Source organism: Pseudomonas sp. CNPSo 3701 (genome assembly GCF_028674975.1).
GTDB lineage: Bacteria > Pseudomonadota > Gammaproteobacteria > Pseudomonadales > Pseudomonadaceae > Aquipseudomonas > Aquipseudomonas straminea.
In genome coordinates, this window is sequence record NZ_JAQZSI010000001.1 from 780,685 (window position 1) to 807,448 (window position 26,764).

24 protein-coding genes are annotated in these 26,764 nt (G+C 63.9%); 20 read left to right on the forward strand and 4 right to left on the reverse strand.

Annotated features, from left to right (window positions below; genetic code table 11):
- Positions 1–287 precede the first annotated feature (287 nt).
- Both PVA39_RS03555 and PVA39_RS03560 read left to right on the forward strand, forming a co-directional pair.
- A complete protein-coding gene (locus PVA39_RS03555) occupies positions 288–3,527 on the forward strand; it encodes a DUF2339 domain-containing protein (RefSeq protein ID WP_274122855.1) in 3,240 nt (1,079 codons plus the stop codon).
- 8 nt (positions 3,528–3,535) lie between these two features.
- A complete protein-coding gene (locus PVA39_RS03560; RefSeq protein WP_274122856.1) occupies positions 3,536–4,894 on the forward strand; it encodes a DUF3999 domain-containing protein in 1,359 nt (452 codons plus the stop codon).
- 34 nt (positions 4,895–4,928) lie between these two features.
- Here the strand turns inward: PVA39_RS03560 and PVA39_RS03565 are convergent, their stop codons facing one another.
- The 3 genes from PVA39_RS03565 to PVA39_RS03575 form a co-directional block, all read right to left on the reverse strand.
- Complete coding sequence (locus tag PVA39_RS03565; protein WP_274122857.1) at positions 4,929–6,014, reverse strand: serine hydrolase; 1,086 nt, start codon at positions 6,012–6,014, stop codon at positions 4,929–4,931.
- Complete coding sequence (locus PVA39_RS03570; RefSeq protein WP_274122858.1) at positions 5,998–7,071, reverse strand: serine hydrolase; 1,074 nt, start codon at positions 7,069–7,071, stop codon at positions 5,998–6,000. The genes PVA39_RS03565 and PVA39_RS03570 overlap by 17 nt, the downstream gene beginning before the upstream one ends.
- Before the next feature lie 96 nt (positions 7,072–7,167).
- Positions 7,168–7,560, reverse strand: a complete 393-nt coding sequence (locus tag PVA39_RS03575; RefSeq protein WP_093500035.1) for a YkgJ family cysteine cluster protein — start codon at positions 7,558–7,560, stop codon at positions 7,168–7,170.
- A 350-nt stretch (positions 7,561–7,910) separates the two neighbouring features.
- On the opposite strand from PVA39_RS03575, the gene PVA39_RS03580 reads away from it, so the two are divergent.
- From PVA39_RS03580 to PVA39_RS03600, 5 genes are read left to right on the forward strand one after another with little or no spacing between them, the layout of a single operon-like run.
- Entirely contained in the window at positions 7,911–9,596 is a 1,686-nt protein-coding gene (locus PVA39_RS03580) for a histidine kinase N-terminal 7TM domain-containing diguanylate cyclase (RefSeq protein WP_274122859.1), read from the forward strand.
- A gap of 35 nt (positions 9,597–9,631) precedes the next feature.
- Positions 9,632–10,642 (forward strand): class 1 fructose-bisphosphatase, encoded by a 1,011-nt coding sequence (locus PVA39_RS03585; RefSeq protein ID WP_013792956.1) that lies wholly within the window; start codon positions 9,632–9,634, stop codon positions 10,640–10,642.
- A 3-nt stretch (positions 10,643–10,645) separates the two neighbouring features.
- On the forward strand, positions 10,646–11,245 hold the full coding sequence (locus PVA39_RS03590) for a DUF924 family protein (protein ID WP_274122860.1): 600 nt from the start codon (positions 10,646–10,648) through the stop codon (positions 11,243–11,245).
- Positions 11,246–11,289: 44 nt separating this feature from the next.
- Positions 11,290–11,544, forward strand: coding sequence for an outer membrane protein assembly factor BamE domain-containing protein (bamE, locus tag PVA39_RS03595; RefSeq protein WP_274122861.1), 255 nt, complete (start codon positions 11,290–11,292; stop codon positions 11,542–11,544).
- Positions 11,544–12,107, forward strand: coding sequence for a lipocalin family protein (locus PVA39_RS03600; protein WP_274122862.1), 564 nt, complete (start codon positions 11,544–11,546; stop codon positions 12,105–12,107). Before bamE ends, PVA39_RS03600 begins: the two co-directional genes overlap by 1 nt.
- 246 nt (positions 12,108–12,353) lie before the next feature.
- Here PVA39_RS03600 and PVA39_RS03605 read toward each other — a convergent pair whose 3' ends face one another.
- Positions 12,354–12,788 carry a hypothetical protein gene (locus PVA39_RS03605; protein WP_274122863.1) on the reverse strand — a complete coding sequence of 145 codons (435 nt, stop codon included), beginning with the start codon at positions 12,786–12,788 and terminating at the stop codon, positions 12,354–12,356.
- Positions 12,789–12,888: 100 nt separating this feature from the next.
- Here PVA39_RS03605 and pip point away from each other — a divergent pair, with 100 nt between their 5' ends.
- The 13 genes from pip (at position 12,889) to trhP (ending at position 26,734) form a co-directional block, all read left to right on the forward strand.
- Positions 12,889–13,860 (forward strand): prolyl aminopeptidase, encoded by a 972-nt coding sequence (pip, locus tag PVA39_RS03610; RefSeq protein ID WP_093500027.1) that lies wholly within the window; start codon positions 12,889–12,891, stop codon positions 13,858–13,860.
- Positions 13,857–14,294, forward strand: a complete 438-nt coding sequence (gene dtd, locus PVA39_RS03615; RefSeq protein WP_274122864.1) for a D-aminoacyl-tRNA deacylase — start codon at positions 13,857–13,859, stop codon at positions 14,292–14,294. Before pip ends, dtd begins: the two co-directional genes overlap by 4 nt.
- Before the next feature lie 204 nt (positions 14,295–14,498).
- Complete coding sequence (locus tag PVA39_RS03620; protein ID WP_249909433.1) at positions 14,499–15,290, forward strand: transporter substrate-binding domain-containing protein; 792 nt, start codon at positions 14,499–14,501, stop codon at positions 15,288–15,290.
- A gap of 86 nt (positions 15,291–15,376) precedes the next feature.
- Complete coding sequence (locus PVA39_RS03625) at positions 15,377–16,339, forward strand: amino acid ABC transporter permease (protein ID WP_274122865.1); 963 nt, start codon at positions 15,377–15,379, stop codon at positions 16,337–16,339.
- Positions 16,332–17,066, forward strand: a complete 735-nt coding sequence (locus PVA39_RS03630; protein WP_274122866.1) for an amino acid ABC transporter ATP-binding protein — start codon at positions 16,332–16,334, stop codon at positions 17,064–17,066. Before PVA39_RS03625 ends, PVA39_RS03630 begins: the two co-directional genes overlap by 8 nt.
- A gap of 221 nt (positions 17,067–17,287) precedes the next feature.
- Positions 17,288–17,788 (forward strand): retropepsin-like aspartic peptidase RloA2, encoded by a 501-nt coding sequence (gene rloA2, locus PVA39_RS03635; RefSeq protein WP_274122867.1) that lies wholly within the window; start codon positions 17,288–17,290, stop codon positions 17,786–17,788.
- A 1,535-nt stretch (positions 17,789–19,323) separates the two neighbouring features.
- Positions 19,324–19,914 (forward strand): methyl-accepting chemotaxis protein, encoded by a 591-nt coding sequence (locus PVA39_RS23355; RefSeq protein WP_443200941.1) that lies wholly within the window; start codon positions 19,324–19,326, stop codon positions 19,912–19,914.
- A gap of 745 nt (positions 19,915–20,659) precedes the next feature.
- A complete protein-coding gene (gene creB / locus PVA39_RS03645) occupies positions 20,660–21,340 on the forward strand; it encodes a two-component system response regulator CreB (protein WP_274122869.1) in 681 nt (226 codons plus the stop codon).
- Between the two features lie 30 nt (positions 21,341–21,370).
- The gene (creC, locus tag PVA39_RS03650; RefSeq protein ID WP_274122870.1) at positions 21,371–22,792 is read left to right on the forward strand and encodes a two-component system sensor histidine kinase CreC; all 1,422 of its coding nucleotides are present in this window, start codon (positions 21,371–21,373) and stop codon (positions 22,790–22,792) included.
- Between the two features lie 118 nt (positions 22,793–22,910).
- Positions 22,911–23,348 carry a CBS domain-containing protein gene (locus PVA39_RS03655; protein WP_274122871.1) on the forward strand — a complete coding sequence of 146 codons (438 nt, stop codon included), beginning with the start codon at positions 22,911–22,913 and terminating at the stop codon, positions 23,346–23,348.
- Positions 23,349–23,518: 170 nt separating this feature from the next.
- Positions 23,519–24,868 carry a cell envelope integrity protein CreD gene (gene creD / locus PVA39_RS03660; RefSeq protein ID WP_274122872.1) on the forward strand — a complete coding sequence of 450 codons (1,350 nt, stop codon included), beginning with the start codon at positions 23,519–23,521 and terminating at the stop codon, positions 24,866–24,868.
- A gap of 45 nt (positions 24,869–24,913) precedes the next feature.
- Positions 24,914–25,216: a hypothetical protein gene (locus PVA39_RS03665; protein ID WP_274122873.1), complete on the forward strand. Its 303-nt coding sequence runs from the start codon at positions 24,914–24,916 to the stop codon at positions 25,214–25,216.
- Positions 25,217–25,426: 210 nt separating this feature from the next.
- On the forward strand, positions 25,427–26,734 hold the full coding sequence (gene trhP / locus PVA39_RS03670; protein WP_274122874.1) for a prephenate-dependent tRNA uridine(34) hydroxylase TrhP: 1,308 nt from the start codon (positions 25,427–25,429) through the stop codon (positions 26,732–26,734).
- The last annotated feature ends 30 nt before the right edge of the window (positions 26,735–26,764 follow it).

Consider the following 26,764-nt stretch of genomic DNA (forward strand, 5'->3'; position numbering starts at 1 on the left):
CTGACTGAACAAGCCCCCGCCGGTGTGAACCGGCGGGGGCTTTTTTGTGGGTGCTGGCAATGCAGGCAGAGTCGCCAAAATCGAGCATTTTTTGCCGGCTGCCAGGAACAATCCGCTTCTGTGTTGTCTGTGCCGATGCGCAGGCGAGCCGCCGGGTTCGGCCTGATGTTCGTCTGCCACATTTGTGATCGACTGCATCATCCAACCGGTGCGCGCAGCCCCTATAATTCGCGCTCTGCCAGGCCAGTGCCCGGCATGGATGATCTTCTCTTCAAGGATTCGAACGCATGCAGTGGATTTTCATGCTGATCGGGCTGGTACTCGGTGCCCTGGTGCTGGGCGCCGTGAGTGGCGAAGCGATGGCCGGCGCGCTGTTGGGCGCTTTCGTCGGGCTGGCGGTAGGGCAGGCGATCGCGCTGCAGGCGCTGAGGCTTCAGCACGAGGCGCTGCGCAAGTCGCTGGCAGGGCTGATCGAACGCTTCAACCAGGGCACGGGCGATCTGCATGAGCGCCTGCTGCGGCTGGAGACGGAAGCGCCGCCACAAACCGATGTCGCGGTCGAGCCCCATGAAGAGCCACTTGCGCAGCCTGCTGTCGAGCAAGCTGCTGCGGCGCCGGTAGAACCAGCGGCGGAGCCTGAGTGGGAGCTCGAGCTGGAACTGCCCACCGCCTCGCCTGGCGAGCCGGCGGTACAGTCGAGCCCGGAGCCTGTCTTGGAGCTTCCTGACGTGCCGCCTGTCCCGGCAGCTGCGCGCGTTACCGAGCCGCCAGCGCCAGGCCTTCTGGAACGTGGTATCACCGCGGCGCGGGACTGGCTGCTGGGCGGCAATACCGTGCTGCGTGTGGGCCTGGTGCTGCTCTTTCTGGGGCTGGCCTTTCTGCTGCGTTATGCCTCCGAGCGGGTGGTAGTCGCCATCGAATTACGTTACGCCGGTGTGGCGCTGGCGGCGATTGCGCTGCTGGCCCTGGGCTGGTGGCTGCGCCGGCGGCGCCCGGCCTATGCCCTGCTGATGCAGGGCGGCGGTATCGCCGTGCTGTACCTGACGGTATTCGCGGCCATGCGCCTGCACCCCTTGCTCTCGCCGCAGGTCGCGATGGTGCTGCTGGTGATGGTAACGCTCTGCTCCGCCGTGCTGGCTATCCTGCAGGACGCGCATGGCCTGGCCGCAGCGGCCGCGCTTGGCGGCTTCGCGGCGCCGATCCTGGCCTCCAGCGGCGGTGGCAGCCATGTTGCGCTGTTCAGCTATTTCGCTCTGCTCAACGCCGGGATCTTCGCCATCGTCTGGTTCAAGGCCTGGCGTGAGCTCAACCTGATCGGTTTCGTCGGCACCTTCGGTATCGGTCTGGCCTGGGGCCTGCGTTCCTACACGCCGGATCTGTGGCTCAGCACCCAGGCGTTCCTGCTGCTGTTCTTCCTGATGTACGTGGCCATCGGCCTGCTGTTCGCCCGTCGCCGTCTGCTCGAGGCGCCGAGCGAGCCGGAGAACGACTCCCGCCAGGCCCTGCTCAAGTGGTCGGCGCGCCAGGCAGGTTATGTCGATGGCAGCGTGCTGTTCGGCACACCGCTGGTGGGCTTCGGATTGCAGTACGCGGTGGTTCAGCACCTGCCCTTGGGGCCGGCGTTCAGCGCGTTGGCCATGGGCCTGCTGTACATGGTACTGGCCCGGGTGCTGGTTGCCCGTGCACCGGGGCGTGCCGTGCTATTGATGGAAACCTGTCTGGCGCTGGGCGTGATATTCGCCACCCTGGCCATTCCGCTGGGGCTGGATGCCCGCTGGACTTCCGCCGCCTGGGCGGTCGAGGGCGCTGGCCTGTACTGGCTGGCATTGCGTCAGCAGCGTTTGTTCGCGCGCCTGTTCGCCCTGCTGCTGCAAGTGGCTGCCGTGGCGGCCTATCTGTGGGACGTACGCTTCGGTTACGACACCTTGCTCACCGGCTCGGCACTCGGTGCGCTGATGCTCGGAGTAGCGCTGCTTTTCAGCTTCCTGCAGCTGCGCGGCGCGGGAGATGCCGTTACGGATCGCGAGCGCAAGCTTCAGCCGGCCCTGGCCTATGGCGGCCTGGCCTTCCTCTATTTGCTCGCTCCGCTGTGTTTCGGGCCCTACGCCACGGCCGCTGCCTGGGCTGTGGCAGGGGCCGCGACACTGTTCGCCGGATTGTCGCTGGGCGCGCGCAGCCTGCTGACCGGCGCTTTAGTGGTGCAGGCCTTGGGCGGCATCATCTACCTGATTTTCAGTGATGGTCTCTACCAGGCGTTGGTAGACGAAACCCAACGGCCGCTCGCCCACCTGTCGTTCTGGGCGCCCGTGCTGCTGGCGCTGGCGGGCCTGTTCTGCGCCTGGCGCCTGCACCTTGCCGGGCGCTTGAGCCGTGCCGACCTGCGGTCTATGGCGTTGCAGGAGCTATCCAATGTGGCGCTGTGCTGGTTCGCCGCCTGGTGGCTGCTGGCAGCGTTCAGCGAGATAGCGCGCTTCGTTCAGGAGCCACTGCAGGCGCACGTATTCCTGCTGGTCGCGGTGATCAGTCTGGCCGCCACTACCCTGTTCGCTCTGCATCAGCGCTGGCCGGCACTGGCGGTGCTCAGCCTGGCGCTGGTGCCATTGGGCTTTGCTACCTTGCCGTTCGCCTGGCATCTGGACTATCACCCGCCGGCTGAGCTTGGCTGGCTGGCCTGGCCGGCGCTGTTCATCGTGCATTTGCTGATGCTGCGGCGCGTTGTCGGGCTGGCGCCGGAGGTGCTGGTGCGCAGCAGTCATGTGCTTGGTTGCTGGTTGCTGCTCGGCGTCGTGGCGCTGGAGCTGCGCTTCCTGTTCGCTGCCCTGGCCGAACACTACAACGCCTGGCGCTGGCTGGGCTGGGTGCTGGTGCCGTGCGCCTTCCTGATGCTGATGAGCGTGCGTCGGGCGCTACCTTGGCCAATTGCGGCCTATCCGCGTGAGTACCGCAGCTATGCGGCCTTGCCAATCGCCGTTCTTTTGCTGGCGTGGTTCTGGCTGGTCAATCTGTTCAGTGACGGCTCCGCCGAGCCGCTGCCCTACGTGCCGCTGATCAACCCGCTGGAGCTGGGCATGCTGATCGTGCTCTTCACCGTGCAGCGCTGGGCCCAGGATGGCCTGGCCATTTTGGCGATCAAACCGGAGCAAATGCGCCAGGCTACCCAGGTAGTGATCGGCGCTTCGCTGTTCGCGCTGCTGACCATGATGGTCTGTCGTACCGCCTTCCATTGGGGGCAGGTGCCGTTTCAGGCCGATGCACTGGTCGGATCGCAGCTGGTGCAGGCCGGCCTGTCCATCGTCTGGACGCTGATCGCTCTGGGTCTGACCATCACCGGGCATCTGCGCGTGCGGCGTGATCTGTGGATGGTCGGCGCGGCGCTGATCGGTGTGGTGGTCGTTAAGCTGTTCTTCGTCGACCTGGGCAACAGCGGTAGCCTGGAGCGGATCATTTCCTTTATCGGCGTCGGCGTGCTCCTGCTGGTGGTGGGCTATTTCGCCCCGCTGCCGCCACGCCGAGAAGCCAGAGCGTAGGTGCCGGCATGAAGCTGAATATCGCGTTGGCGCTGCTTGCGCTGGGCACGCCTCTGGTGGCCGCGGCCGAGCTTTCCGAGCGTCCCCTGGACTATGCCGTGAGCGTACCGCTGACCCTCAGTGGCGAGGGCCCCTGGTATCGGATGCAGTTGCCGATGGAAGCTCAGCTTGCTGCCCACCACGCCGACTTTCGCGACCTGCGCCTGTTCAATGGCGAAGGCGAGCGCCTGGCCTACAGCCTGATCCCCGGCGCCGAGCGCTTTGCCGAGAGCCAGCAGCGCGCCGATCTGCGGCTGTTCCCGCTGCGTGGTCCGGCAGGACGCCGCGATGCCGTGCCGACCTTGCGTGTGCAGCGTGGCGATGATGGCTCGATCATCGAGCTTGCCGAGCCGAGCGCCACTGCCGAGGTGTTGCGCGGCTGGTTGTTGGACGCCTGCGCCACCGACTTTTCCCTGCAGCGTCTCTACCTGGAGTGGCAGGCCGAGAGCGAAGGCTTCCAGCGCTTCAGCATCGAGGCCAGTGACGATCTGGATCATTGGCGGCCCGTGGGCGAGGGGCAGGTCGCCCGCCTGAGCTTCAATGGCGAACGCATCGACAAGAGCGAAGTGGAGCTGCCGACTATCCGGGCGCGCTACCTGCGCCTGCTGTGGCTGGCGCCGGAGCAGGCGGCCAACCTCAGCGCTGCCAGTGTCAGCGGCACACGCAGTAAGGCTGAACCTGCTGAGCTTATCTGGTCGGCTGCGCTGCAGGGGCAGGTGGATGAGCAGGGTGTTACTTGGACCCTGCCGCTGGCCTTGCCACTGGAGCGCGTGCGCGTCGAGATCGAGCAGGCCAACAGCCTGGCTCCGGTGATGCTGGAGGGGCGACGCGACAGCAAAGGGCCGTGGGCGCCGCTGGCGAACTCGGTTCTTTACCGACTGCCTGGTGATGGTCACGAGCTGGTGCAGGATCAGATCGAGCTGCCGCCCCTGCCGGTCAGCCAGTTGCGCTTGCAGGTCGACGGCCGTGGCGGTGGCCTGGGATTGAGCGAGCCGCGGATGCACGTCGCCATGCGCGCGACTGAGCTGCTGTTTCTGGTTCGCGGCAATCCGCCTTATCAGCTGGCCCTTGGCCGGACGGATGCACAGGCGGGGAGCCTGCCCGTCACCACCCTGGTGCCCGGTTTCGATGCACAGCGCCTGGCGGGCATGGGGCAGGCGGTCATCGATGGCCGGATTGCGCAGGTTGAGTTGGAGCCTGCGGCCCTGCCGGCGGAACCTGGCTTCGACTGGAAGCGCGCCGGTTTGTGGGCCGTGCTGTTGATCGGTGTCGGCGTACTGGTGCTGATGGCGCTCAGCGTGTTGCGTGCGGCCAACGGACGCGCCTGAGCGCAAGCGCCCCTGCGGCTAATACTGCGGGCTTTCAGGCCGTTTCGGCAGGCGCGTCCAGCACCAGCTCCTGAATCGCCTCGCCGACCCGTTCGAACAGCTTGCCGGCTTCGGCGTCCTCATCGAGCGCCTCGGCGCAGGCGAGGATGACCAGGGCGTCTTCGCCCTCTGGGTTGGCGATGCCCATGTGGCAGGCGCGGCCGCGCTGGGTGCCGGTTTTCTGAATAAAGGGCAGCTGTTCGCTCAGGCCGGCTTCCAGGCGATAGGCCTCGTAGCTGTCCAGGCCCATGATGTCGTAGAGCAGTTCGGTGCTGGGCTGGGAGAGTAATTCGCCCTTGGCCAGCTTGCCGAGCAGCTGCCCGTAGGCGACCAGCGTGGCGCTGTTCAGGCCGCTCTCGTAATAGCGCCGGTAGGCCTGGTCGATGTCGCGGGTTTCCAGCTGCTCGGGCTTCATGTCCAGGGCATTGGCTACCGCCTCGACTCGCTGCGGGCCGAGCGGCGCCGCGGCGATTTCGACGATCTGGCGATTTTCAATTGAGCGGGCGTCGGAGTGCAGCTGCCCGTACAGGTCGCGGCGCACGTCCAGCAGACGGGTCACCTTGCCGAAGTCGCCGCCGGCGGCTGCAGTGATACGCTCGTTGATGCGCTCCAGGCCGGCTGCGCGGATCAGCATGTCGGCGGCGGTGTTATCGCTCTCCTGCAGCATCTCGCGCAGCAGTTCGCCGACGCTGTAACGGGCGCCGGCGTCTTCCCACACCAGGCCACCGGAGCCGTCGACCCGGTCGCCTTCTTCGAGGGTGATCGGCTGGTCGAGCTGCAGCTTGCCGTCGTCGACTTCCTGCAGCACGGCGATGGCGATTGCCGCCTTGGTCGCCGAGGCCAGGTACCAGCTGCGCTCGGCGTGATGGCTCAGCTCGCTGCCGTCAGCAGTGCGCAGCAGATAGACGCCCAACTGACCGGGCGAGGCCTCGTCGAGTTCGCGCAGCCGCTCGGCCAAAGCGTCGAAACGCGCGTCTCGTTGGGGGGCAGCCCACAGCCACAGAGACAGCGCCGCACAACCAAGCAGGGCGAGGCCCGCGAACAGGATCTTCATGGCCAGGCCCTCAGTTGGTTGCGTCACGGCTCAGCACTCCAGAGTCTGTGAGGGCTTCGCCTACCTGCCGCAAGGTGCGTTCGGCCTTGCTCAGGGACAGTTCGCCCTGCACGCAGGCGACGATCAGTACCGGCTCGGCGGCGCCACGCTGAGGTGTTTCGATCAGCCCCGAGTCACAGATACGCGCACGCTGGGTGCCGGTCTTGTGGGCGAGGCGGGCGTCCTTTGGCAGGCCGGCGATCAGGCGTTTGCTGCCGGTCTTGACCCGACTCATCACCGACAGCAGGTAGGCGGTCTGCTCATTGCCCAATGCCTGGCCGGTGGCCAGCCGTTCGAGCAGCTCGCCATAGGCCGATAGCGTGGCGGCGTTGAGGTTGCTGCGGTAGTAGGCGGTGTAAGCGCTGCCCAGGCTGATCGGTGCCAGGGCCGAACGTGGGACGCCGAGTAGCTCGGCCAGGCGGTTCAGGCGCGCGTCGTCCTGGCGTGCCTGGCGCAGACGCAGCAGGTCGCGGCCACCGAGCTTCGCCGCCGCCGGGTGCAATTCGGCATAGATATGCCGGCGCACGTCACCCAAGGTGGTGATCGGCTCGAAGCCCTCTGGCACCAGTTCGCGCACCAAGCCGTTTACGGCATCCAGGCCGACCAGGCGAATCAGCCGGTCGGTGGCGGTGTTGTCGCTGTAGATGATCATCTGCTCGAGCAGGAAGCGCACGCTCAGGCGCTCGCCGGGCCCGTATTGGTTGGTGCTGCCGGCACCATCGACAAAATCGTTGGCTGCAAGCGACAGGCGTGTGTCGAGCTGCCAGTCGCCGCGCTCGACACCGCGCAGCACCGCAATGGCCACCGGCACCTTGATCCCGGAGGCCATATACCAACGTTCTTCAGCACGCAGGGTGACCGCCAGGTTGCTGTGTAGATCCTTGACGTAGACGCCCAGCTCGCCGTTCTGTTTGGCGGTAATTGCCTGCAGGCGTTCGAGCAGCGGCTGCTGCCAGTCAGGCCGCGCGCTGTCGCCCGTTGCAGTGCCTGCCAGTGCAGCGGCGAGAGCAGCAAACAGGGCGTGTGCAAGAAAGCGGGAGCGCATGGGAATCCTCCGGGTGGCGGTGCGGGCCGGTGTGGAGGATTCGAGGGATCAGCGAAGCGCGGTGTTCAGGCGTCCGGGTAACCAGACGTTGCAGCCTTACTTAGGCCGCCAGGCGCAGTAGCCCGGGCGCGGGCCGATCTTGGGATGATTACGGCAGGTGTCCGGGCGCCGGTCATAGATGGTGCACAGCCGGGTCTTGCGATCCAGGTAATAGCAGTCGTTGTTGCTCATGCGTGTCAGGGTGAAGATTCCGGACTTTTGGTTGAAGCGCTCCACCAGGCCGTCTTTCTGCAGGCGCTTGGCGATGTTGCGCGGCGGTTCGCCACGCTCGAATTCGTCGACCACGCCGATACGGATCAGGTCATTGATACGCACTTCGACCGGCAGCTGACAGCAGCTGGAAATGCAGCTGTGGCACATGTCGGCGGTGTAGCGTGCCCAGGTGTCGAGGCGGTCGATTTCCGCGGCGGCGATCAGGTTGCTTTTCATCTCGGGGAGGTTCGCATGGTTTGGCGGCGCGCGATCATAGCCATGTTGGGGAAATAGTGAACAATTATCTGCCGGCCGGCGGCTCCACTTCGGCGTTTTTCCCTGCACTGGTCCGATAAAAAGCTGCGGAGAATGCAGCGAATTGCAGTATTGTAGCGGCGAAAATTCCCGCCCTCCCTGTCTGCCCTCATTGGCTCGCGGCTCGGCTGGATTTTAGGTCGCCAGGCGCTTTGCGCTGGCCTCTATCCTGAGCCTGTCGGAATGGATACGTCCTCCATGCTTGCCCGTGTCTCGCGTCGCGCTGCGTCGTGCCCGGCCGTTTTCTGCCGCCGGGCGGGCGGGGCAGACGCATGAATTCCTGCCTGGTCAACGCCTGGCGCCTCGACATCGCGGTGCTGGTCACCGCAGTGGTCTGTATCGGCGGTGTGCTGCTGGCACGCTGGGTGATCAATCAGCGCGATTTCCCGGGGCGTGACACCTTCATCCTGATGCACCTGGCGAGCATGTGGTGGATGTTCATGGCCGGCCTGGAAGTGGCCTCCGTGGCGCCCGAGTGCAAGATGCTCTGGGCCACCATGTCGTGGCCGGGCATCATCAGCGTGCCGACCTTCTGGGCGGTGTTTCTCTGGCAGTACGTGAGCAGCGTGCGCCAGCCCCTGGGGCGCCGCTCGATGCTGGGCATGATCCTCATGCCGCTGCTGATCTGGCTGGTGGTGCTGAGCAACCCCTGGCACGGCCTGTTCTATGGCGCCGCCACGGGGCCGGTTTCCGGCGAGCCGGGCGCGCCGATCCGCTTCGACCACGGCCCGCTGTTCTATGCCGCGGCGGTGTACGTCTATCTGTTCATGAGCTTCAGCCTGGTGGTGGTGCTGCGCGCCGCGCTGATCAGCCATGGCGTGCACCGGCGCCATTACCTGGCGTTCGTGCTGATCACCGCGGTGCCCTGGTCGGCCAACATCGCCTATGTCGGCTTTGGTTTCGTGGTGTTCGGCGTCGACCCGACGCCCTTCAGTTTCGTGTTCACCCTGGCGGCGTTTTCCTGGCTGATCCTCGGCGTACGGCTGTTCGACATGGTGCCGGTGGCTCGTCATCTGCTACTCGAAGCGCTGCCCGATCCGGTGATGGTGGTCGACACCCAGTGGCGGGTGATCGAGGCCAACCAGGCGGCGCTCAAGCTTGGCGGGTTGAAGAACGACTGGCAGGGGCGTCGCCTGCAGGACTGGCCGGGTTTCGGCGGCGAGCTGGCGGTGCAGTTGGTGGAACAGGGTGAGCTGCGTGAGCCGTTGCTGATCCAGAGCGATGCCGAGCATTACTTCGAGGTACGCACGCGCCCCATCGAGCGGCTGACTCGCCACGGCATTCTGGTACTTGGCCAGTTGCTCTATCTGCGCGACGTGACCCAGCGCCAACGCGCCAAACTCAAGCTCGCTGAAGCCCTCGCGCTGAGCGAGGAACGCCTGCGCACCATTACCAGTCTGCACGAGCAACTACGTGAACAGGCACTCTGCGACCCGCTGACCGGCCTTTACAATCGGCGTTATCTGGACGAGCTGTTCGGTCGTGAGCTGGCCCGTGCGCGTCGTGAGAACGCCCCGCTGGCAGTGGCGTTGATCGATCTGGATCATTTCAAGCAGCTCAACGATCAATACGGCCATCTGGATGGCGACGATGTGCTCAGGAGCGTCGCCCAGTATCTGCTGGTGAACTTGCGCAGTTCCGATACGGTCTTTCGTATCGGCGGTGAGGAGTTCCTTGTCATTCTTCCCGGTGCCGATGCCCGCGAAGCGACCAAACGCCTCGAGGCCATCTGCCAGGGACTGGCGCAAAAATCGATCGAAACCCGCAGTGGCGTGCGCCACGTGACCCTCTCGGCTGGCCTGGCGCTGTGGCCCGAGCAGGGCAGAGCGCTCGACGAGTTGCTGCAGGCTGCCGACGCCGCCTTGTACGAAGCCAAACGCCGTGGTCGTAACCGCGTATGCAGCCCGCTGCCGCGGTTGGCCTCCGCCGCTGAGGCGCCTGTTTCTGGAAAGGGTTAAACTCCTTCCGATTACCTTCCTTCCCGGAGTCCTTCATGTCCCGCGTTACCCTGAGCCGTTACCTCATCGAGCAGACCCGTAGTCAAAACACCCCGGCCGATCTGCGCTTCCTGATCGAAGTGGTGGCGCGTGCGTGCAAGGAGATCAGCCATGCCGTTTCCAAGGGCGCCCTGGGCGGCGTGCTGGGCAGCATGGGCACCGAGAACGTACAGGGCGAAGTGCAGAAGAAGCTCGACGTGATCTCCAACGACATCCTGCTCGAAGCCAACGAGTGGGGCGGTCACTTGGCCGGCATGGCTTCCGAGGAAATGGATAACGCCTACCAGATCCCCGGCAAGTACCCCAAGGGTGCCTACCTGCTGGTATTCGACCCGCTGGACGGCTCCTCGAACATCGACGTCAACGTCTCGGTCGGCACCATCTTCTCGGTACTGCGCTGCCCCAGCGAGTACCTCTCGCAGAATGAAAGCCTCAATGAAAAGGCCTTCCAGCAGCCGGGCACCCAGCAGGTTGCCGCCGGTTACGCCATCTACGGCCCGCAGACCATGCTGATCCTGACCTTGGGCAACGGCGTCAAGGGCTTCACCCTGGATCGCGAGCTGGGCAGCTTCGTGCTCACCCACGACAACATCAGCGTGCCGGAAAGTACCGCCGAATTCGCCATCAACATGTCCAACCAGCGCCACTGGGAAGCTCCGGTCAAACGCTATGTGGACGAACTGCTGGCCGGCAAGGAAGGCCCGCTGGGCAAGAACTACAACATGCGCTGGATCGCCTCGATGGTCGCCGATGTGCACCGCATCCTGACCCGCGGCGGCCTGTTCATGTACCCGCGTGACAGCCGTGAGCCGGACAAGGCTGGCAAGCTGCGCCTGATGTACGAAGCCAACCCGATGTCCTTCATCATCGAGCAGGCTGGCGGCGCCGCCACCGATGGCGTGCAGCGCATCCTCGACATCCAGCCCGACTCCCTGCACCAGCGTGTGCCGGTGTTCCTCGGTTCCAAGGAAGAAGTCGAGCGCGTTACCGGCTACCACAAGGGCTGACCGATGACGCCCTGGCAGCCGTTGCTCGACTGGTGGTTCGGCCCGGCGAGTACGGCTGTGCAGAGCGCTGCCGAGAAGCACAAGCTGTGGTTCGGCAAGCGTGACGCGCAGGATGCCGAAGCACTTGAGCGCTTCGGCTTGCTGGTCGAGCAGGCAATCACCGGCGAGCTGCAGGGCTGGTCGGCCGATCCCCACGGCTGGCTCGCCCAGGTGCTGTTACTCGACCAACTGCCGCGCATGATCCACCGCGACACGCCGCTGGCCTTTGCCGGCGATGCGCGGGCACGCGAGCTGGTCGAGCAGGGCATCACCTTGGGCTGGGATCGCGAACTGTCGCCGTTGCAGCGGGTGTTCATCTACCTGGTGCTGGAACATGCCGAGAATCCACTGCAGCAGACCCGCGCCGTGCAGCTGTTCGGCGACCTCGCCAAGCAGGCCAGCGAGGCCGAACGCGAGCTGTTCGCCGGCTTTCTCGACTACGCCGTGCGTCACCAGCAGGTCATCGAGCGCTTCGGTCGCTTTCCTCATCGCAACGAGATTCTCGGGCGCGTCAGCAGCGCAGACGAGTTGCGCTTTCTCGCGGAACCGGGCTCACGCTTCTGACGTCGAACCGGCATCCGGCACTCACAGGACACTGGAGATATCCCATGCGTCTGCGCGTTTTTGCGTTGCTGGCAGGCTGCGTCATGCTGGCCGCCTGCGGCAAGGTCAATCAGGAAAACTACGCCAAGCTCTATTCGGGCATGAACAAGGCCGAGGTCGAGAACCTGCTCGGCAAGCCTACCGAGTGCTCGGGCGCGCTGGGCATGTCCAGCTGCACCTGGGGCGACCAGGTGAGTTTCATCAGCGTCCAGTACGCCGGTGACAAGGTGATCATGTTTTCTTCGAAAGGATTGAAGTGATGAGCAAACGTATTCTAGGCGCCATGGCACTGGGCGCGTTGCTGCTGACCGGCTGCGCCAATTCGGGCACCGGTATAGCGCCGCCGAAGACCGTCGACTCGGTCGATCTCGAGCGCTACCAGGGCACCTGGTACGAGATCGCGCGCCTGCCGATGTTCTTCCAGCGCAATTGTGTGGAGTCCGAGGCGCACTACCGCCTGCAGAATGACGGCAGCGTGGCGGTGACCAACCGTTGCCGCGAGGTCGATGGCCAGTGGAATCAGGTCGAGGGCCGCGCCGTGCCGCAGGTCGAAGGCAAAACCGACAAGTTGTGGGTGACCTTCGACAACTGGTTCAGCCGCCTGCTGCCCGGCGTGACCAAGGGCGAGTACTGGGTGCTGGATCTGGACGACGACTATCAGACTGCATTGGTCGGCCACCCCAACCACAAATACCTATGGCTGCTATCGCGTACTCCGACCATTTCCAACGAAGTGCGTGACGAGCTGCTGGCCGTGGCTCGCGCCCAGGGCTATGACACCAGCGAGCTGATCTGGCGCGACGGCGCCAAGCCGGCGCAGTGATCGGCCGTATTTCGTAGAGGCCGCGAGCCCCACCATTGCGTAGCCGATCAGCATTCGGCGTGCGCAGATGGTGGGTTGCGGCGGCGGGGATCGAGAGACTCCCTCAGACCGTTAATGCCTCCACCCACCCTACGTTTAACCGCGTCCTAATGGGTAGAGCAGCGCCAGGCGGCCGTCTGCCGGGCGATGCAGTTGTGAGGTGCTGCGTCATCCATCACCGCGTTTCGGCCAATGCCGCGCGGGACTCTATTTCCAATCCAGCCGCGCGAGTTTCCACTCGCCGTCGTCCTGCCACCATTCCAGCTTCACGGCGTAATGCCGGGCGCTATCGGGGATCAGTCCTTCAGCTCCGGTCAGGCCCACCTGTGCGTCCGTGTACCCCTTGTCGCGGTAGGTCACGTCCACGCGGCTGTTCTTGTTCAGGGCCAGCACCTTGACGTTGTTGTGGCGCAGGAACAGTAAGGTCATGGTGCGCTTGGCCCAGTCGCGGTCGTTGGCCTGCTGGGCGCGGAACTCGCTGTGCAGTTGATCCATCACCGCCGCAGTCTTCTTCGCTTCGAGGTTTTCCTGCAGTTGTTGCACGGCGGCTTCCAGCCTGGCCTGCGGGTCGTCCTTGGCGCCGCAGCCGCTGAGCAGAACGGCGAACAGCAGCAGGGGCGTGGCAAATTTCCGTATCGGCATGCCGAATTTCCTTTTCATGGTTATGATGCCCGAACGAGTGCATTAGCCCGCCACGCGCGAGCGGCCCGAGCCTATCTCAATTCTTCCTCAGGAGGGCACCATGCAGACGCTGTATCCGGAGATCAAACCCTACGCCCGCCACGAACTGGCGGTTCAGGCGCCGCACGTTCTCTACGTGGACGAAAGCGGCTCGGCGGACGGTCTGCCGGTGCTGTTCGTGCATGGTGGCCCCGGCGCCGGCTGCGATGCGGCCAGCCGCCGCTACTTCGACCCGACCCTGTATCGCATCGTCACTTTCGACCAGCGCGGCTGTGGACGCTCCACGCCCCACGCCAGCCTGGAGAACAACACCACCTGGGATCTGGTTGCCGACATGGAGCGCATCCGCGAGCACCTGGGTATCGACAAATGGGTGCTGTTCGGTGGGTCCTGGGGCTCGACCCTGTCGCTGGCCTACGCGCAGAAACACCCGGACCGCGTGCATGCGCTGATTCTGCGCGGCATCTTCCTGTGCCGCCCCCAGGAGTTCAAATGGTTCTACCAGGAGGGCGCCAGTCGGCTGTTCCCCGATTACTGGCAGGACTACCTGGCGCCGATTCCCGCCGAAGAGCAGGGCGACCTCATGCAGGCGTTCTACAAGCGCCTGACCGGCTCCGACCAGATCGCCCAGATGCACGCCGCCAAGGCCTGGTCATGCTGGGAAGGGCGTACCGCCACGCTGCGGCCAAACCCCCAGGTGGTCGAGCGCTTCGCCGAGAGCCTGCGCGCGCTGTCGATCGCCCGCATCGAGTGCCACTACTTCGTCAACGACGCCTTCCTGGAGCCCAACCAGTTGCTGCGTGACATGCCGAAGATCGCCCACCTGCCGGGCATCATCGTGCATGGCCGCTACGACGCCATCTGCCCGCTGGACAACGCCTGGGCGCTGCATCAGGCCTGGCCCAACAGCGAGCTGCAGATCATCCGCGAGGCGGGCCATTCGGCCGCCGAGCCAGGTATCGCCGATGCCCTGGTGCGCGCCGCCGACGAGATCGCCCATCGCCTGCTCGACCTGGCGCCGGACGAAGCATGAAGGCGCTGCTGCAGCGCGTTTCCAGCGCCCGTGTGGATATCGCCGGTGATACCGTGGGCGCCATCGATCAGGGCCTGCTGGTCTTGGTTGGCGTCGAGCCGCAGGACAACGAGGCCAGTTGTGCCAAGCTGCTGCACAAGCTGCTCAACTACCGCGTGTTCAGCGATGATGCAGGCAAGATGAACCTGTCGCTCAAGGACATCGGCGGCGGCCTGTTGCTGGTTTCCCAGTTCACCCTTGCCGCCGATACCCGTAGCGGCCTGCGCCCCGGTTTCTCCACCGCGGCACCGCCTGCGCTGGGCGAAGCGTTGTTCGACCATTTGCTCGAACAGGCACGTGCGCAACATCCGCAGGTCGCCAGCGGGCGTTTTGGTGCCGACATGCAGGTGCATCTGGTCAACGATGGCCCGGTCACCTTTCTGCTGGAAACCTGATCGGGGCCGTTCACTGGCCTGCTTCTTGCCTTCTCGGAGGCTGCCCCATGCTGCTGTTTGTCGCTGATCCGGCGCGTATCTCTCGCCAACGGCGGCGATCACGGTTAGCATGCCGCGCCGCCTTATCGAAGGGTCTGCCGCTTGCACCGTGCCGGTGCACGAGCTTGAGCTAGCCCCATAATCGTCTGCCTTTCAGGAGCAAGAATGAAAAAGCTTGTCGCCTCACTGCTGTTATCCGTCTGCGCCTTCACCGGCCTCGCCCAGGCTGGCGTCATCGACGACGCGGTCAAGCGCGGTACCCTGCGCGTGGGCATGGACCCGACCTACATGCCTTTCGAGATGACCAACAAGCGCGGTGAGATCATCGGCTTCGAAGTCGACCTGCTCAAGGCGATGACCAAGGCCATGGGCGTCAAGCTGGAGCTGGTTTCCACCTCTTACGACGGCATCATCCCGGCCCTGCTGACCGACAAGTTCGACATGATCGGCTCGGGCATGACCCTGACCCAGGAGCGCAACCTGCGCATCAACTTCTCCGAGCCCTTCATCGTGGTCGGCCAGACCCTGCTGATCCGCAAGGAGTTGGCTGACAAGGTCAAGAGCTACAAGGACCTGAACAGCGCGGACTACCGCATCACCTCGAAGATCGGCACCACCGGCGAGATGGTCGCCAAGAAGCTGATCGCCCAGGCCAAGTACAGCGGCTTCGACAACGAGCAGGAAGCGGTGATGGACGTGGTCAACGGCAAGGCTGATGCCTTTATCTACGACGCGCCGTACAACGTCGTGGCGGTGAACAAGGCCGGTGCCGGCAAGCTGGTTTTTCTCGATGAGCCGTTCACTTTCGAACCCCTGGCCTTCGGCCTGAAGAAGGGTGACTACGACAGCATCAACTGGATCAACAACTGGTTGCACCAGATCCGCGAAGACGGTACCTACGATCGAATCCACGCCAAGTGGTTCAAGAGCACTAACTGGCTGAAAGAGATGGAGTAAGCGCATTCGCGCTTCACTTCGCTACACCCGGCGCGCGGCTAGTCCGCGCGCTGTCATGTTGGCAACTCAAGGGGTAGACACTCACCGTGGCTAAACAGAAGAAAGCCCAGTGGCCCTGGCACCTGCTGACCGGGCTGATCCTGGTCCTGGGTATCCTGGCGATCTGGTATTCCACCTCGCTGATTTCCTACGAATGGCGCTGGAATCGCGTTCCCCAGTACTTCGCCTACCACGCCGAAGAAGCGCAGCGTGCGGCTGACTACGGCAGCGTCGAGAGCATCAGCCGTCAGGGCAGCGACGCCCTGGTTACCCTGACCGGTGAAGGTGGCGAACAGCAGCAGCTCACCGTGGCCAGCGACAGCCTGCAGCTCAGCGAAGGCGACGACGTGGCCGAGGGCGATGTCATCGGCGTCACCCGTCACTGGGCCGCTGGTCCGCTGCTCTGGGGGCTGTGGACCACGCTGTGGATCTCCGTGGCGGCGGGCGTGTTCGGTTTGCTGATCGGCCTGGTCACCGGCCTGTGCCGGTTGTCCGGCAACCCAACGCTGCGCCACCTGTCGACGCTTTACGTCGAGCTGGTGCGCGGCACGCCGCTGCTGGTGCAGATCTTCATCTTCTATTTCTTCATCGGCACGGTGCTCAACCTGTCCCGCGAGTTCGCCGGTGTGGCAGCGCTGGCCCTGTTTACCGGCGCCTATGTCGGCGAGATCGTGCGTGCCGGCGTGCAGTCCATCGTTCGCGGCCAGGATGAAGCGGCCCGCTCGCTGGGCCTGAGCGCCTCGCAGTCGATGCGTTACGTGATCCTGCCGCAGGCGTTCAAGCGTGTGCTGCCGCCGCTGGCCGGGCAATTCATCAGCCTGGTCAAGGACACTTCGCTGGTTTCGGTGATCGCCATCACCGAGCTGACCAAGAGCGGCCGTGAAGCCATCACCACCTCGTTTTCCACCTTCGAGATCTGGTTCTGCGTGGCGGCCCTGTACCTGGTGATCAACCTGCCGCTGTCGCAGATCGCCAACAGCCTGGAACGGAGGCTCGCGCAAAGTGATTGAAGTCCGTGATCTGATCAAGGTGTTCGACGCCCGCGGCCAGCAGATGCGCGCCGTCGACGGCGTCACCACCCAGGTAGCGCGCGGTGAGGTACTGGTGGTGATCGGCCCGTCCGGCTCCGGCAAGTCGACCTTCCTGCGCTGCCTCAACGGTCTGGAAGAACTGGACGAGGGCTCGGTGAGCATCGACGGCCTGGATCTGGCCAACCCCAAGACCGATATCAACGCCTACCGCCGTGAAGTCGGCATGGTGTTTCAGCACTTCAACCTGTTCCCGCACATGACCGTGCTGGAAAATCTATGCCTGGCCCAGAAGGTGGTGCGCAAGCGCGGCAAGGCCGAGCGTGAAGCCAAGGCGCGGGCGCTGCTCGACAAGGTCGGCATCGGCCAGAAGGCTGGCGAGTTTCCGTCGCGCCTCTCTGGCGGCCAGCAGCAGCGTGTGGCCATCGCCCGCGCCTTGTGCATGGACCCCAAGGTGATGCTGTTCGACGAGCCCACCTCGGCCCTCGACCCGGAAATGGTCGGCGAAGTGCTCGACGTGATGAAGCAGCTGGCGCTCGAAGGCATGACCATGGTCTGCGTCACCCACGAGATGGGCTTCGCCCGCGAAGTGGCCGACCGCGTCTTGTTCTTCGATCACGGCAAGCTGCTTGAAGATGCGCCGCCCGCCGAGTTCTTCGCCCAGCCGAAGGATCCGCGGGCCCAAGCGTTCTTGCGGCAGGTGTTGTAACAAGCAGGTCTGGGTCGCGCCGTTCGCGTAACGCGTAGGAGTGGCTTTAGCCACGAGCTTTTTATCGAGGCAAATAAAGAGCTCGCGGCTAAAGCCGCTCCCACAGAGACGATTCCGGCACTCCTGCACCATTTTGCAAAATTTCGCCCCGGCAGTTCTTCAGAACCATTTATGCACGGCCAAGTCCCAACGTTCTCCATTTCAAACGAGGACCTCAAGGCGTGAAAACCGTTCTAGCCCTGCTTGCCGCTGCTTTCGCTCTGCCGGCGATGGCCGACCAGCCGACTCTCTACGGTCGCTACGAATACATTCAGCTGCCCCAGCTCGGCCAGACCCTCAAGGCCAAGATGGACACTGGCGCGATGACCGCTTCGCTGTCGGCCCGTGACATCGAGCAGTTCGAGCGTGATGGCGAGGACTGGGTGCGGTTCCGTCTGGCCGTAGACGATGCGGACGATCAAGTTTTCGAGAAGCCCCTGGCTCGTGTCACCGAGATCAAGAATCGCGCCGAGGAGGGCAGCTCTGCCAAACCGTCCTATTCCGCACGCCCGGTGGTCAATATGGATATCTGCCTGGGCGAGGAGCTGCGTACCATCGAGGTCAACCTCACTGACCGCAGCCACTTCGACTACCCGCTGCTGATCGGCGCCAGTGCCATCCGCAAGCTGGATGCGGCCATCGATCCATCCAATCGCTATACCGCCGAGCAGCCTAGCTGTTGATTTGCCACCGCTGCGCTTCCTTTTCATGCGTAGCGGTGTGATTCTTGCCTTGAAATAGCAGATTGCCACGTTGTGTGGGTGCTTGTTCGAGGTGAGGTATGTGGGGATTGCTCAAGCCGGGTGTGCGCGTTCTGGAACGTGTCAGTTTCGCCCGCAAGTTTCAGCTGCTGTTCGTGCTTTTTGTCGCGCCAATGGCCTATGCGCTCTGGGTGATGCTGAGTGGTGCCCAGGAGCGTGTCGAGGTGCTCGCCATGGAGGTGGACGGCATGCAGGGCATTCACGCCCTGGGTGCAGTCGAGTCGCAGCTGCACGATCAGCGCCTGTTGCTGGCGCGCTGGAAGAGCAACGACAAGCCAGCTGAAACCCCGCTGCGTGAGAGCAACGGCAAGCTCGGCCAAACGCTGGCCGAGGCCGACGACGAGATCAAGCTGACGCCCAGTGAGCATACTGCCCGGCAAATCGAGGCATTGCAGGCGTCGGTCACCGGGCTGGACATGGCCGCGCTGGGTAAATTGGGACTGCCCGATGCTCTTGAGCGTTACCAGAGCACACTCTCGACCCTGACCGTGTTACGTGATCAGGTCGCGACCGACAGCGGCCTGATACTTGATCCCTTCCTCGATACCTACCTGATGATGGAGCAGATGACGCTGATTCTGCCCCGCCTGGCCGATGGTATTGGCAGCTTCGCCAGCCAGGGCTACGACCCGCTGGTGGCTCAGCGTTTCACCCTGCAGAACCGGCTGACCGTGCGTGATCTTCGTCGCGCTCTCGAACAGACCGGCGCGCAGCTGGCCAAGTCGCGCAATGCCCTGCAGCAGGCCTCGCCTGCGACCATGAGCAACCTGGAAAAGGCCTATGAACAGGTCGATAAAGGGCTCAAGCAGTTCCTCGCCGAAGTGGATCGCGACATGTTCGAGGCCAACCCCATGGTGCTGCAGCCAGCCCGCTTCGTGGAGCAGGTGCAGACCTTGCAGGCGAACGTGCAGACCTTGCGCCAGGCGGTGTTCGAGCAGTTCAACAGCAATATTTCCGGGTACCAGAGTGCAGCTCGCCAGGACATGCTGCGCACTTCGCTGATCTTCGGCGTGCTGACCCTGCTCGCCTTGTACCTGCTGTTGTGCCTGCACGCCTCCATTCGCCGCAGCACCGCCGGCATCATCCAGGCCGCTGAAGGCCTGCGTGACGGTGATCTGCGGGTACGTATGCAGGTGCACGGCGCCGATGACTTGGCGGCGATCTCCAGCGCACTGAATACCGCGGTCGCCCAGTTGCGCGATTCCATGCAGGGCGTCGGCCGCGAAGGGCAGAGCCTCGATGAGACCGTGCGTAGCCTGGGGAGTCAGGCCGCGGGATCGCTGAGCGCGGTCGAACAGCAACAGGCGCAGATGAGCCAGATCGCTACCGCTGCCACGCAGATGGCCGCCACCGCCCTGAGCGTGGCGCAGAGCTGCGAGCAGGCCGCCCAGGAAGCCGGGCAGACCCGCGAGATCGCTAACCAGAGCAATCAACGCAGTGCCAAGACCAGTGCCAGTATGCGTGAGCTCAGCGAGCGCCTGGCCGGCAGCGCGCAGACGCTGCAGAAGCTGCGCCAGCAGACCGAGCAGATCACCCGAGTGGTCGACGTCATCAAGGGCATTGCCGAGCAAACCAACCTCTTGGCACTTAATGCGGCCATCGAAGCGGCGCGTGCCGGCGAGCAGGGCCGTGGCTTCGCGGTGGTCGCCGATGAGGTGCGCTCCCTGTCGCAGCGGACCCAGAACTCCACGGCGGAAATCGCCCAGACCGTTGGCGATCTGCACAAGGTGGTGGGGCAGTCCGTCGCCGAAATGGAACAGGCCATGCACCAGGCCGAAGGCGATGTGGGTAACGTGCTGGCGATGAGTGCGGATCTCGACGGCATCGTCGAGTCGGTGCAACGGGTCAGCGACCGCCTGGCGCAGATCGCCACCGCTGCCGAGCAGCAGGCTGCGACCGCTGACGAGGTGAGCGGCAATATCCAGCAGGTCGACCAGGCGGCCAGCGAGTTGCTCGACGGCGCGCGCATGGTCAGCGACGCCAGTGAACAACTGCGCCGTGGCAGCGAAACCCTGTCGCGTAATACCGGCCGTTTCCGGGTGGAATGAGCGGCTGATCAATAAGTGAACGATCTCTTGCAGGCCGCGACTCCATTGGCCTGCAGGGGATGATCTCCAGGTTGTCCACAGGCTCATGCACGGCCATTGTGCATGAAAGCTCGTTTGCTGCTGCGCCCGAACTCAGGGCCTGCTGAATTCAATAAAGTCAAGCAATACAGTAGGTTGGGGCGCATGTAGATGGATCTGATCAATAACTGATCAGGCGTCCGAATGCCGCGTATGGTGTGGCCTCTATGGTTCGATACCAGGCTTATCCACAGAATCTTCCACGGCTATTGTGCATAGCGAACCGCCCTGAAGGAGATTTTTGTGGATGACAACGCCTATTCGTTCAAAGCGCGAATATTTTTATCAACTCTGGTCATTGCTCAGTAAATGATCAGTGCGCTGGAGCACCCGTTTGTCATGGCCTGTAGCCGGCCATGCAAAGGTTATCCACAAAGTGTTGCACTCAAGTTGTGTATTGTCCCCAGTATGCTGGTGTACTCACGAGGCTTTACAAAATTTCTTTAGTAACAACGGTTTGGCACGTTTTCATCTGTGAATAAAGTTCTGGTCAAATAATGATCGATTGGCCCTAAGGCGCATTTTCAGTGGTGTTCAGCGTTTCGCTCCAAGCTTATCCACATAATGATCCACCTGATTTGTGCACGAGTGGTGACGCTCCGCGCTATTGACGCTGACAACTGCCTCGCGCAGGCTCCGCAACCCACGTGCCGCAAGGATGCCAACCATGGCGACCATCCTGATCGTCGAAGATGAAACCGCAATCGCCGATACCCTGGTTTATGCCTTGCAGGCCGAAGGTTTCGTCACCCGCTGGTCGACCCTTGGCGGCGAGGCGCTGGCACTGCTGGAACGCGAGGTTTGCGACCTGGTGATTCTCGACGTTGGCCTGCCCGATATCAGTGGCTTCGAGGCCTGCAAGCGGCTGCGGCGGTTTTCCGAAGTGCCAGTGATGTTCCTGACCGCGCGCAACGACGAGATCGACCGCGTTGTGGGACTGGAGATCGGCGCCGACGATTACGTGGTCAAGCCCTTCAGCCCGCGGGAGGTGGCAGCGCGGGTCAAGGCCATCCTCAAGCGCGTGGCGCCCCGCGAACCCGCGCTCGCCAAGCTCAATGAAGGCCCGTTTCATCTCGACAGCGAGCGCGTGCGCATCGACTACCATGGCCAGCCCCTGAGCCTGACCCGCCTCGAGTTCCAGTTGCTGCAGTGCCTGCTCGGCCAGCCCGAGCGGGTGTTCAGCCGCGAGCAGTTGCTCGACGCCCTGGGCGTGCCGGCCGATGCCGGCTACGAGCGCAACATCGACAGTCACATCAAAAGCCTGCGCGCCAAGCTGCGCCAGGTCGCGCCCCAGGCCGAGCCGATCCAGACCCACCGTGGCCTGGGCTACAGCCTGCGCCTTGAATAGCGCCATGCCCTGCCTTCAGGAGGCCTGCTGATGCCGCTCGGAGTCCGTATCTTTCTGGCTTACTTCCTGTTCGTCGGGCTGTCCGGCTGGTTCGTGCTGAGTACGGTGATGGACGAGATCCGTCCCGGCGTGCGCCAGTCCACCGAGGAAACCCTGGTCGATACCGCGCACCTGCTGGCGGTGCTGCTGCGCGAGGATGTACGCGATGGCCGCCTCGCCCAGGGGCAGCTGCCCGAACTGCTCAAGGCCTACGGCCAACGCCAGCCCGGCGCGCAGATCTGGGGCGTGGCGAAGAATCAGGTCAACCACCGCATTTACGTTACCGACGCCAACGGTGTCGTGCTGCTCGACTCCAGCGGTCTGGCGGTCGGGCAGGATTACTCGCGTTGGAACGACGTGTACCTGACCCTGCGCGGTCGCTATGGTGTGCGCTCGACCCGTGAAGACCCGAACGACCCGGACTCCTCGGTGATGTACGTGGCAGCGCCGATCATCGATGACGGGCGCATTCTCGGTGTGGTGTCGGTGGCCAAGCCCAACCGCACGTTGCAGCCTTATATCGAGCGCTCGCAACGCCGCCTCGGCTGGCTGGGCGCCGGGCTGATCGGCCTGGGCCTGCTGGTCGGCGGTTTGCTCAGCTGGTGGCTGAGCGGTTCGCTGCGTCGTTTGACCCGTTATGCACAGGCGGTAAGCGAGGGCCAGCGCGCCGAGTTGCCCCAGGTGCGCGGCGGCGAACTCGGCCAACTGGCCCAGGCGGTGGAGCGCATGCGCACCGAGCTGGAGGGAAAGGCCTATGTCGAGCGCTACGTGCACACCCTGACCCATGAGCTGAAGAGCCCGCTGGCGGCGATCCGTGGTGCTGCCGAGCTGCTGGAAGGCGAGATGCCCGAAGCCCAGCGCCAGCGCTTCGTGGCCAATATCAGCGAAGAAGGCGAGCGCTTGCAGAACCTGATCGAGCGCCTGCTGCACCTGGCCCAGGTCGAGCAGCGCCAGGGCCTCGAAGAACGCGTCGCTGTGCCGTTGCAGCCGATGATCGACGAGCTGGTGCACGCCCAGATGGCGCGCATCGAGCAGCGCCAGGTGCAAGTGGATAACCATGTCGACGCCGTCCAGTGCGTGTCCGGCGAGCGCTTTTTGCTGCGTCAGGCGCTGAGCAACCTACTCGACAATGCGTTGGATTTCACTGCGCCTGGCGATCTGATCCGAGTCACCTGCGAGACCGATGACGATGCCGTGCAACTGCGTCTGTTCAACCAGGGGCCGGCGATTCCCGATTACGCCTTGCCGCGCCTGACCGAGCGCTTCTATTCCCTCGCGCGACCGGCCACCGGTCGCAAGAGCACCGGCCTGGGCCTCAACTTCGTGCAGGAAGTGGCGCAGTTGCATGGCGCCAGTCTGGATATCGCCAACGTCGAAGGCGGCGTCGAGGTCTGTCTGCGCTTCCCCCGTTGAATAGCTCTGGCGACGTCGCCGTTGCCGGCGGCGACTTGCCGCAATCACGAGGGGTACAGATCGCCCGACTTTGGTTATTCTGTCGGAGTCGCCAATCAACCGGACAGGAAGGATCTGCATGAAAACGACCGTGGCCGACGTACTCAAGGGCAAGCCCATATCCAATGTGTACAGCGTGACGCCCGACAGCAGCCTGTTCGCGGCGATGAAGCTGATGGCCGAAAAAGGCATCGGTGCTTTAGTGGTGCTCGAAGGCGAGCAGCTGGCCGGCATCGTCAGCGAGCGTGACTACGTGCGCAAGGTGGCAATTCAGGAGCGTTCGCCGGCCAATATGAAGGTCAGCGACATCATGACCTGCAAGGTCATTACCGTGGAGCCGGGCGAAGATGCCCGCCATTGCATGGAGTTGATGACCAACGGTCGCCTGCGCCACCTGCCCGTCGTCGAAGATGGCCGCCTGGTCGGCCTGCTTTCAATCGGTGACCTGGTCAAGGACATCATCAGCCACCAAGAAAACCTTATCCAGCATCTAGAACAGTACATCCGCGGCGAATGACGATGGCTGCGCCCGCAGCCATTTCGCCTCGAGCGCCGCGCGGGTGACAGCACCGTCCACCCGCAGCAGCGACACCTCGCAATTCCCACATAAACTCCATCTGTGGCCCATATTGGCTCCACTTGGCCTGACGAAACTGCGTGCATCCCAACTGCACGGAGCGCTGTGCCATGAACCGAAGCTTGCTGTTCAAACTGGGCGCCATTGCCCTGCTGATTCTGTTGTTGATGATTCCCCTGTTGCTGATCGACGGCCTGGTCAGCGAGCGCCAGGGCGCGCGCGACGACGTGCTGCGCGATATCGCCCGCAGCTCCAGCTACGCCCAGCAGATCATCGGGCCGATTCTGGTGGTGCCGTACCGCAAGAAGGTACTGACCTGGAAAACCCGCAAGGACAGCGATGAGCGTTATCAAGAGGAGTCCATCGAGCAGGGCCGCCTTTATTTTCTGCCCGAACGTTTCGCCCTCGATGGCGACGTGCGTACCGAGCTGCGCTATCGCGGCATCTATCAGGCGCGTCTGTACCACAGCGATAGCCAGGTCAGCGGCGAGTTTGCGGTGCCGGCCAACTACGGCATCAACGATGTCGACGCCTACTCGTTCGGCGAGCCCTTTATCGCCGTTGGCATCAGCGATGTGCGCGGCATCGGCAACGATCTCAAGCTGCAGCTCAATGGTGCCAGCCTGAGCTTCGAGCCGGGCAGCGGCGACGACAACTTCGGTAGCGGCGTGCACGTGGCGCTGCCGCCTCGCGATACCCGCACCGAGCAGGCCTATAGCTTCGCCTTCGACCTCAAACTGCAAGGCACCGAGCAGCTGAGCATCACCCCGGTGGGCCGCGAGAGCCAGGTCACCCTGCGCTCGGACTGGCCGCATCCGAGCTTTATCGGCGAGTTCCTGCCCAGTCAACGGGAGGTGACACAGCAGGGCTTCACCGCCAAATGGCAGACCAGCTTCTTCGCCACCGATATGCAGGATGCACTGAGCAGTTGCGTCAGCGGCTCCTGCGCCGCCATGCAGAGCCGCGCCTTCGGCGTGAGCCTGATCGACCCGGTGGACCAGTACCTCAAGGCCGATCGGGCGATCAAGTACGCGCTGCTGTTCATCAGCCTGACCTTCGCCGTGTTCTTCCTGTTCGAAGTGCTCAAGCGCATGGCCGTGCACCCGGTGCAGTACGCCCTGGTGGGCCTGTCCATGGCGCTGTTCTACCTGCTGTTGCTGTCGCTCTCCGAGCACCTGGGTTTCGCCGTCGCCTACGGCCTGTCCGCCCTGGGATGCGTGGCGCTGAACAGCTTCTACGTCAGCAGCGTGCTGCGCAGCTGGTTGCGCGGGACGGCCTTCGGCGGCCTGCTGGCTGCCCTGTACGGGCTGCTCTACGGCCTGCTCAGCGCCGAGGACTACGCCCTGCTGATGGGCTCGCTGCTGGTGTTCGGCGTGCTGGGATGCGTGATGGTGCTGACCCGCAAACTCGACTGGTACGGCGTCGGCCGCCCGGCCACCAGCGACACCTTCACGTCCTGACCCTTTGCCGGGGCGTGCCACAGTGCACGCCCCTTGGAGATCGCCATGCGAGTATTGATGCAATTTTCCGCCTGCTTCGCCCTCGGCCTGTGCATCGCCGGTGTACTGCTGATCGGCATGATGTTCGTCGGCCGCTTCGACTGGATCGAGGCGCTTATGCTCAGCGGCTGGCCGGTCGCCACCCTGAGCCTGCAGCTGCTGCCGGAGGCGTTCTGGAACGGCCTGACTGGCGTGGCCGATGCCGCCGCCAACCACTCGGTGCAGTCGTTCCTGCAACTGTGCGTGGCCATGGCGCAGATCGCCCTGTTGTTCGCCCTGGGCTTCTTCCGTCTGTGGTATCGGCGATGAGTGGGCGGCTTGGGTTACGCGAGGAGCGTGTGGCGCGGCAACAGCTGGCTCGCAGCATCGCCGGGCTGTTTCCCGCACGCTGGCCAGGCGGCGAGGGCCGCCGATCCGCACGGCAGGCCGGACACGCGCCGCCATAGACCTGGATCAATGGTTGGGCGGGCCGGCCTCTCTAGAATCGCCGGCCCTGTTTTCCCGCGAGTCCGTTGCATCATGTCCAGCCAACCGTTTCGCCCCGAACTGCTATCACCGGCCGGCAGCCTGAAGAACATGCGCTACGCCTTCGCCTACGGCGCTGATGCGGTATACGCGGGACAGCCCCGCTACAGTCTGCGGGTGCGCAACAACGAGTTCGACCACGCCAACCTGGCCCAGGGCATTCGCGAGGCCCATGTGCTGGGCAAGCGCTTCTACGTGGTGGTCAACATCGCGCCGCACAACGCCAAGCTGAAGACCTTTCTTGACGACCTGCAGCCGGTGATCGACATGGCGCCGGATGCGCTGATCATGTCCGACCCGGGGCTGATCATGCTGGTGCGTGGTCGTTATCCACAGACGCCCATCCACCTCTCGGTGCAGGCCAATGCGGTGAACTGGGCAAGCGTGGCGTTCTGGCAGGGGCAGGGCCTGGAGCGGGTGATCCTCTCGCGCGAATTGTCCCTCGGCGAGATCGAGGAAATCCGCACCCAGGTGCCGGAGATAGAGCTGGAAGTGTTCGTCCACGGCGCGCTGTGCATGGCCTATTCGGGGCGCTGCCTGCTGTCCGGCTATCTCAATCGCCGTGATCCCAATCAGGGCGCCTGTACCAATGCCTGCCGCTGGCAGTACGACCTCAAGACGGCGGGCGAGAACGAACTCGGCGAGATCGTCCGGGTGGTCGAGCCGACGCTGGGTATTGGCGCGCCGAGCGAACAGGTGTTCGTGCTCGAGGATGGCGAACAGCAGATGCCGGTGTTCGAGGACGAGCACGGCACTTACATCATGAACTCCCGGGACCTGCGCGCCGTGCAGCACGTCGAGCAGCTGGTGAAGATAGGCGTGCATTCGCTGAAGATCGAAGGGCGCACCAAGAGCCATTACTACTGCGCCCGCACCGCCCAGGTGTATCGCCAGGCCATCGACGATGCGGTGGCCGGCCGCCCATTCGACCGCAGCCTGATGGCCAATCTGGAGTCGCTCGCCAACCGCGGTTACACCGAAGGCTTTCTGCGTCGCCACGTGCATGACGAGTATCAGAATTACGGGCACGGCAGCTCGGTCTCGGATCGCCAGCAGTTCGTCGGTGAACTGACCGGTGAGCGCCGTGGTGATCTCGCCGAAGTGCGGGTGAAGAACCGCTTTGCCGTCGGCGACGGCATGGAGCTGATGACGCCCAACGGCAACCTGCATTTCACCCTGGAATATCTGCAAAATCGCGCCAGCGAGTCGATCGGCGTGGCGCCCGGCGACGGCCATGTGGTGTACCTGCCGGTGCCGCCCGAGGTGGATCTGCGCTTTGCGCTGCTGATGCGTGACCTGTAGTTCGGCGTCGCCCTTCCTGGGTATCGCTGC

Coding starts and splice junctions, on each gene's coding strand:
- PVA39_RS03620 (WP_249909433.1), top strand. CDS start 14,499: ATGAAAAAGCTTGTCGCCTCACTGCTGTTATCCGTCTGCGCCTTCACC.
- PVA39_RS03600 (WP_274122862.1), top strand. CDS start 11,544: ATGAGCAAACGTATTCTAGGCGCCATGGCACTGGGCGCGTTGCTGCTG.
- PVA39_RS03590 (WP_274122860.1), top strand. CDS start 10,646: ATGACGCCCTGGCAGCCGTTGCTCGACTGGTGGTTCGGCCCGGCGAGT.
- PVA39_RS03655 (WP_274122871.1), top strand. CDS start 22,911: ATGAAAACGACCGTGGCCGACGTACTCAAGGGCAAGCCCATATCCAAT.
- PVA39_RS03585 (WP_013792956.1), top strand. CDS start 9,632: ATGTCCCGCGTTACCCTGAGCCGTTACCTCATCGAGCAGACCCGTAGT.
- PVA39_RS03665 (WP_274122873.1), top strand. CDS start 24,914: ATGCGAGTATTGATGCAATTTTCCGCCTGCTTCGCCCTCGGCCTGTGC.
- bamE (WP_274122861.1), top strand. CDS start 11,290: ATGCGTCTGCGCGTTTTTGCGTTGCTGGCAGGCTGCGTCATGCTGGCC.
- PVA39_RS23355 (WP_443200941.1), top strand. CDS start 19,324: ATGCGTGAGCTCAGCGAGCGCCTGGCCGGCAGCGCGCAGACGCTGCAG.
- PVA39_RS03560 (WP_274122856.1), top strand. CDS start 3,536: ATGAAGCTGAATATCGCGTTGGCGCTGCTTGCGCTGGGCACGCCTCTG.
- pip (WP_093500027.1), top strand. CDS start 12,889: ATGCAGACGCTGTATCCGGAGATCAAACCCTACGCCCGCCACGAACTG.
- PVA39_RS03605 (WP_274122863.1), bottom strand. CDS start 12,788: ATGCCGATACGGAAATTTGCCACGCCCCTGCTGCTGTTCGCCGTTCTG.
- creB (WP_274122869.1), top strand. CDS start 20,660: ATGGCGACCATCCTGATCGTCGAAGATGAAACCGCAATCGCCGATACC.
- PVA39_RS03580 (WP_274122859.1), top strand. CDS start 7,911: ATGAATTCCTGCCTGGTCAACGCCTGGCGCCTCGACATCGCGGTGCTG.
- PVA39_RS03555 (WP_274122855.1), top strand. CDS start 288: ATGCAGTGGATTTTCATGCTGATCGGGCTGGTACTCGGTGCCCTGGTG.
- creC (WP_274122870.1), top strand. CDS start 21,371: ATGCCGCTCGGAGTCCGTATCTTTCTGGCTTACTTCCTGTTCGTCGGG.
- PVA39_RS03575 (WP_093500035.1), bottom strand. CDS start 7,560: ATGAAAAGCAACCTGATCGCCGCCGCGGAAATCGACCGCCTCGACACC.
- creD (WP_274122872.1), top strand. CDS start 23,519: ATGAACCGAAGCTTGCTGTTCAAACTGGGCGCCATTGCCCTGCTGATT.
- dtd (WP_274122864.1), top strand. CDS start 13,857: ATGAAGGCGCTGCTGCAGCGCGTTTCCAGCGCCCGTGTGGATATCGCC.
- PVA39_RS03570 (WP_274122858.1), bottom strand. CDS start 7,071: ATGCGCTCCCGCTTTCTTGCACACGCCCTGTTTGCTGCTCTCGCCGCT.
- trhP (WP_274122874.1), top strand. CDS start 25,427: ATGTCCAGCCAACCGTTTCGCCCCGAACTGCTATCACCGGCCGGCAGC.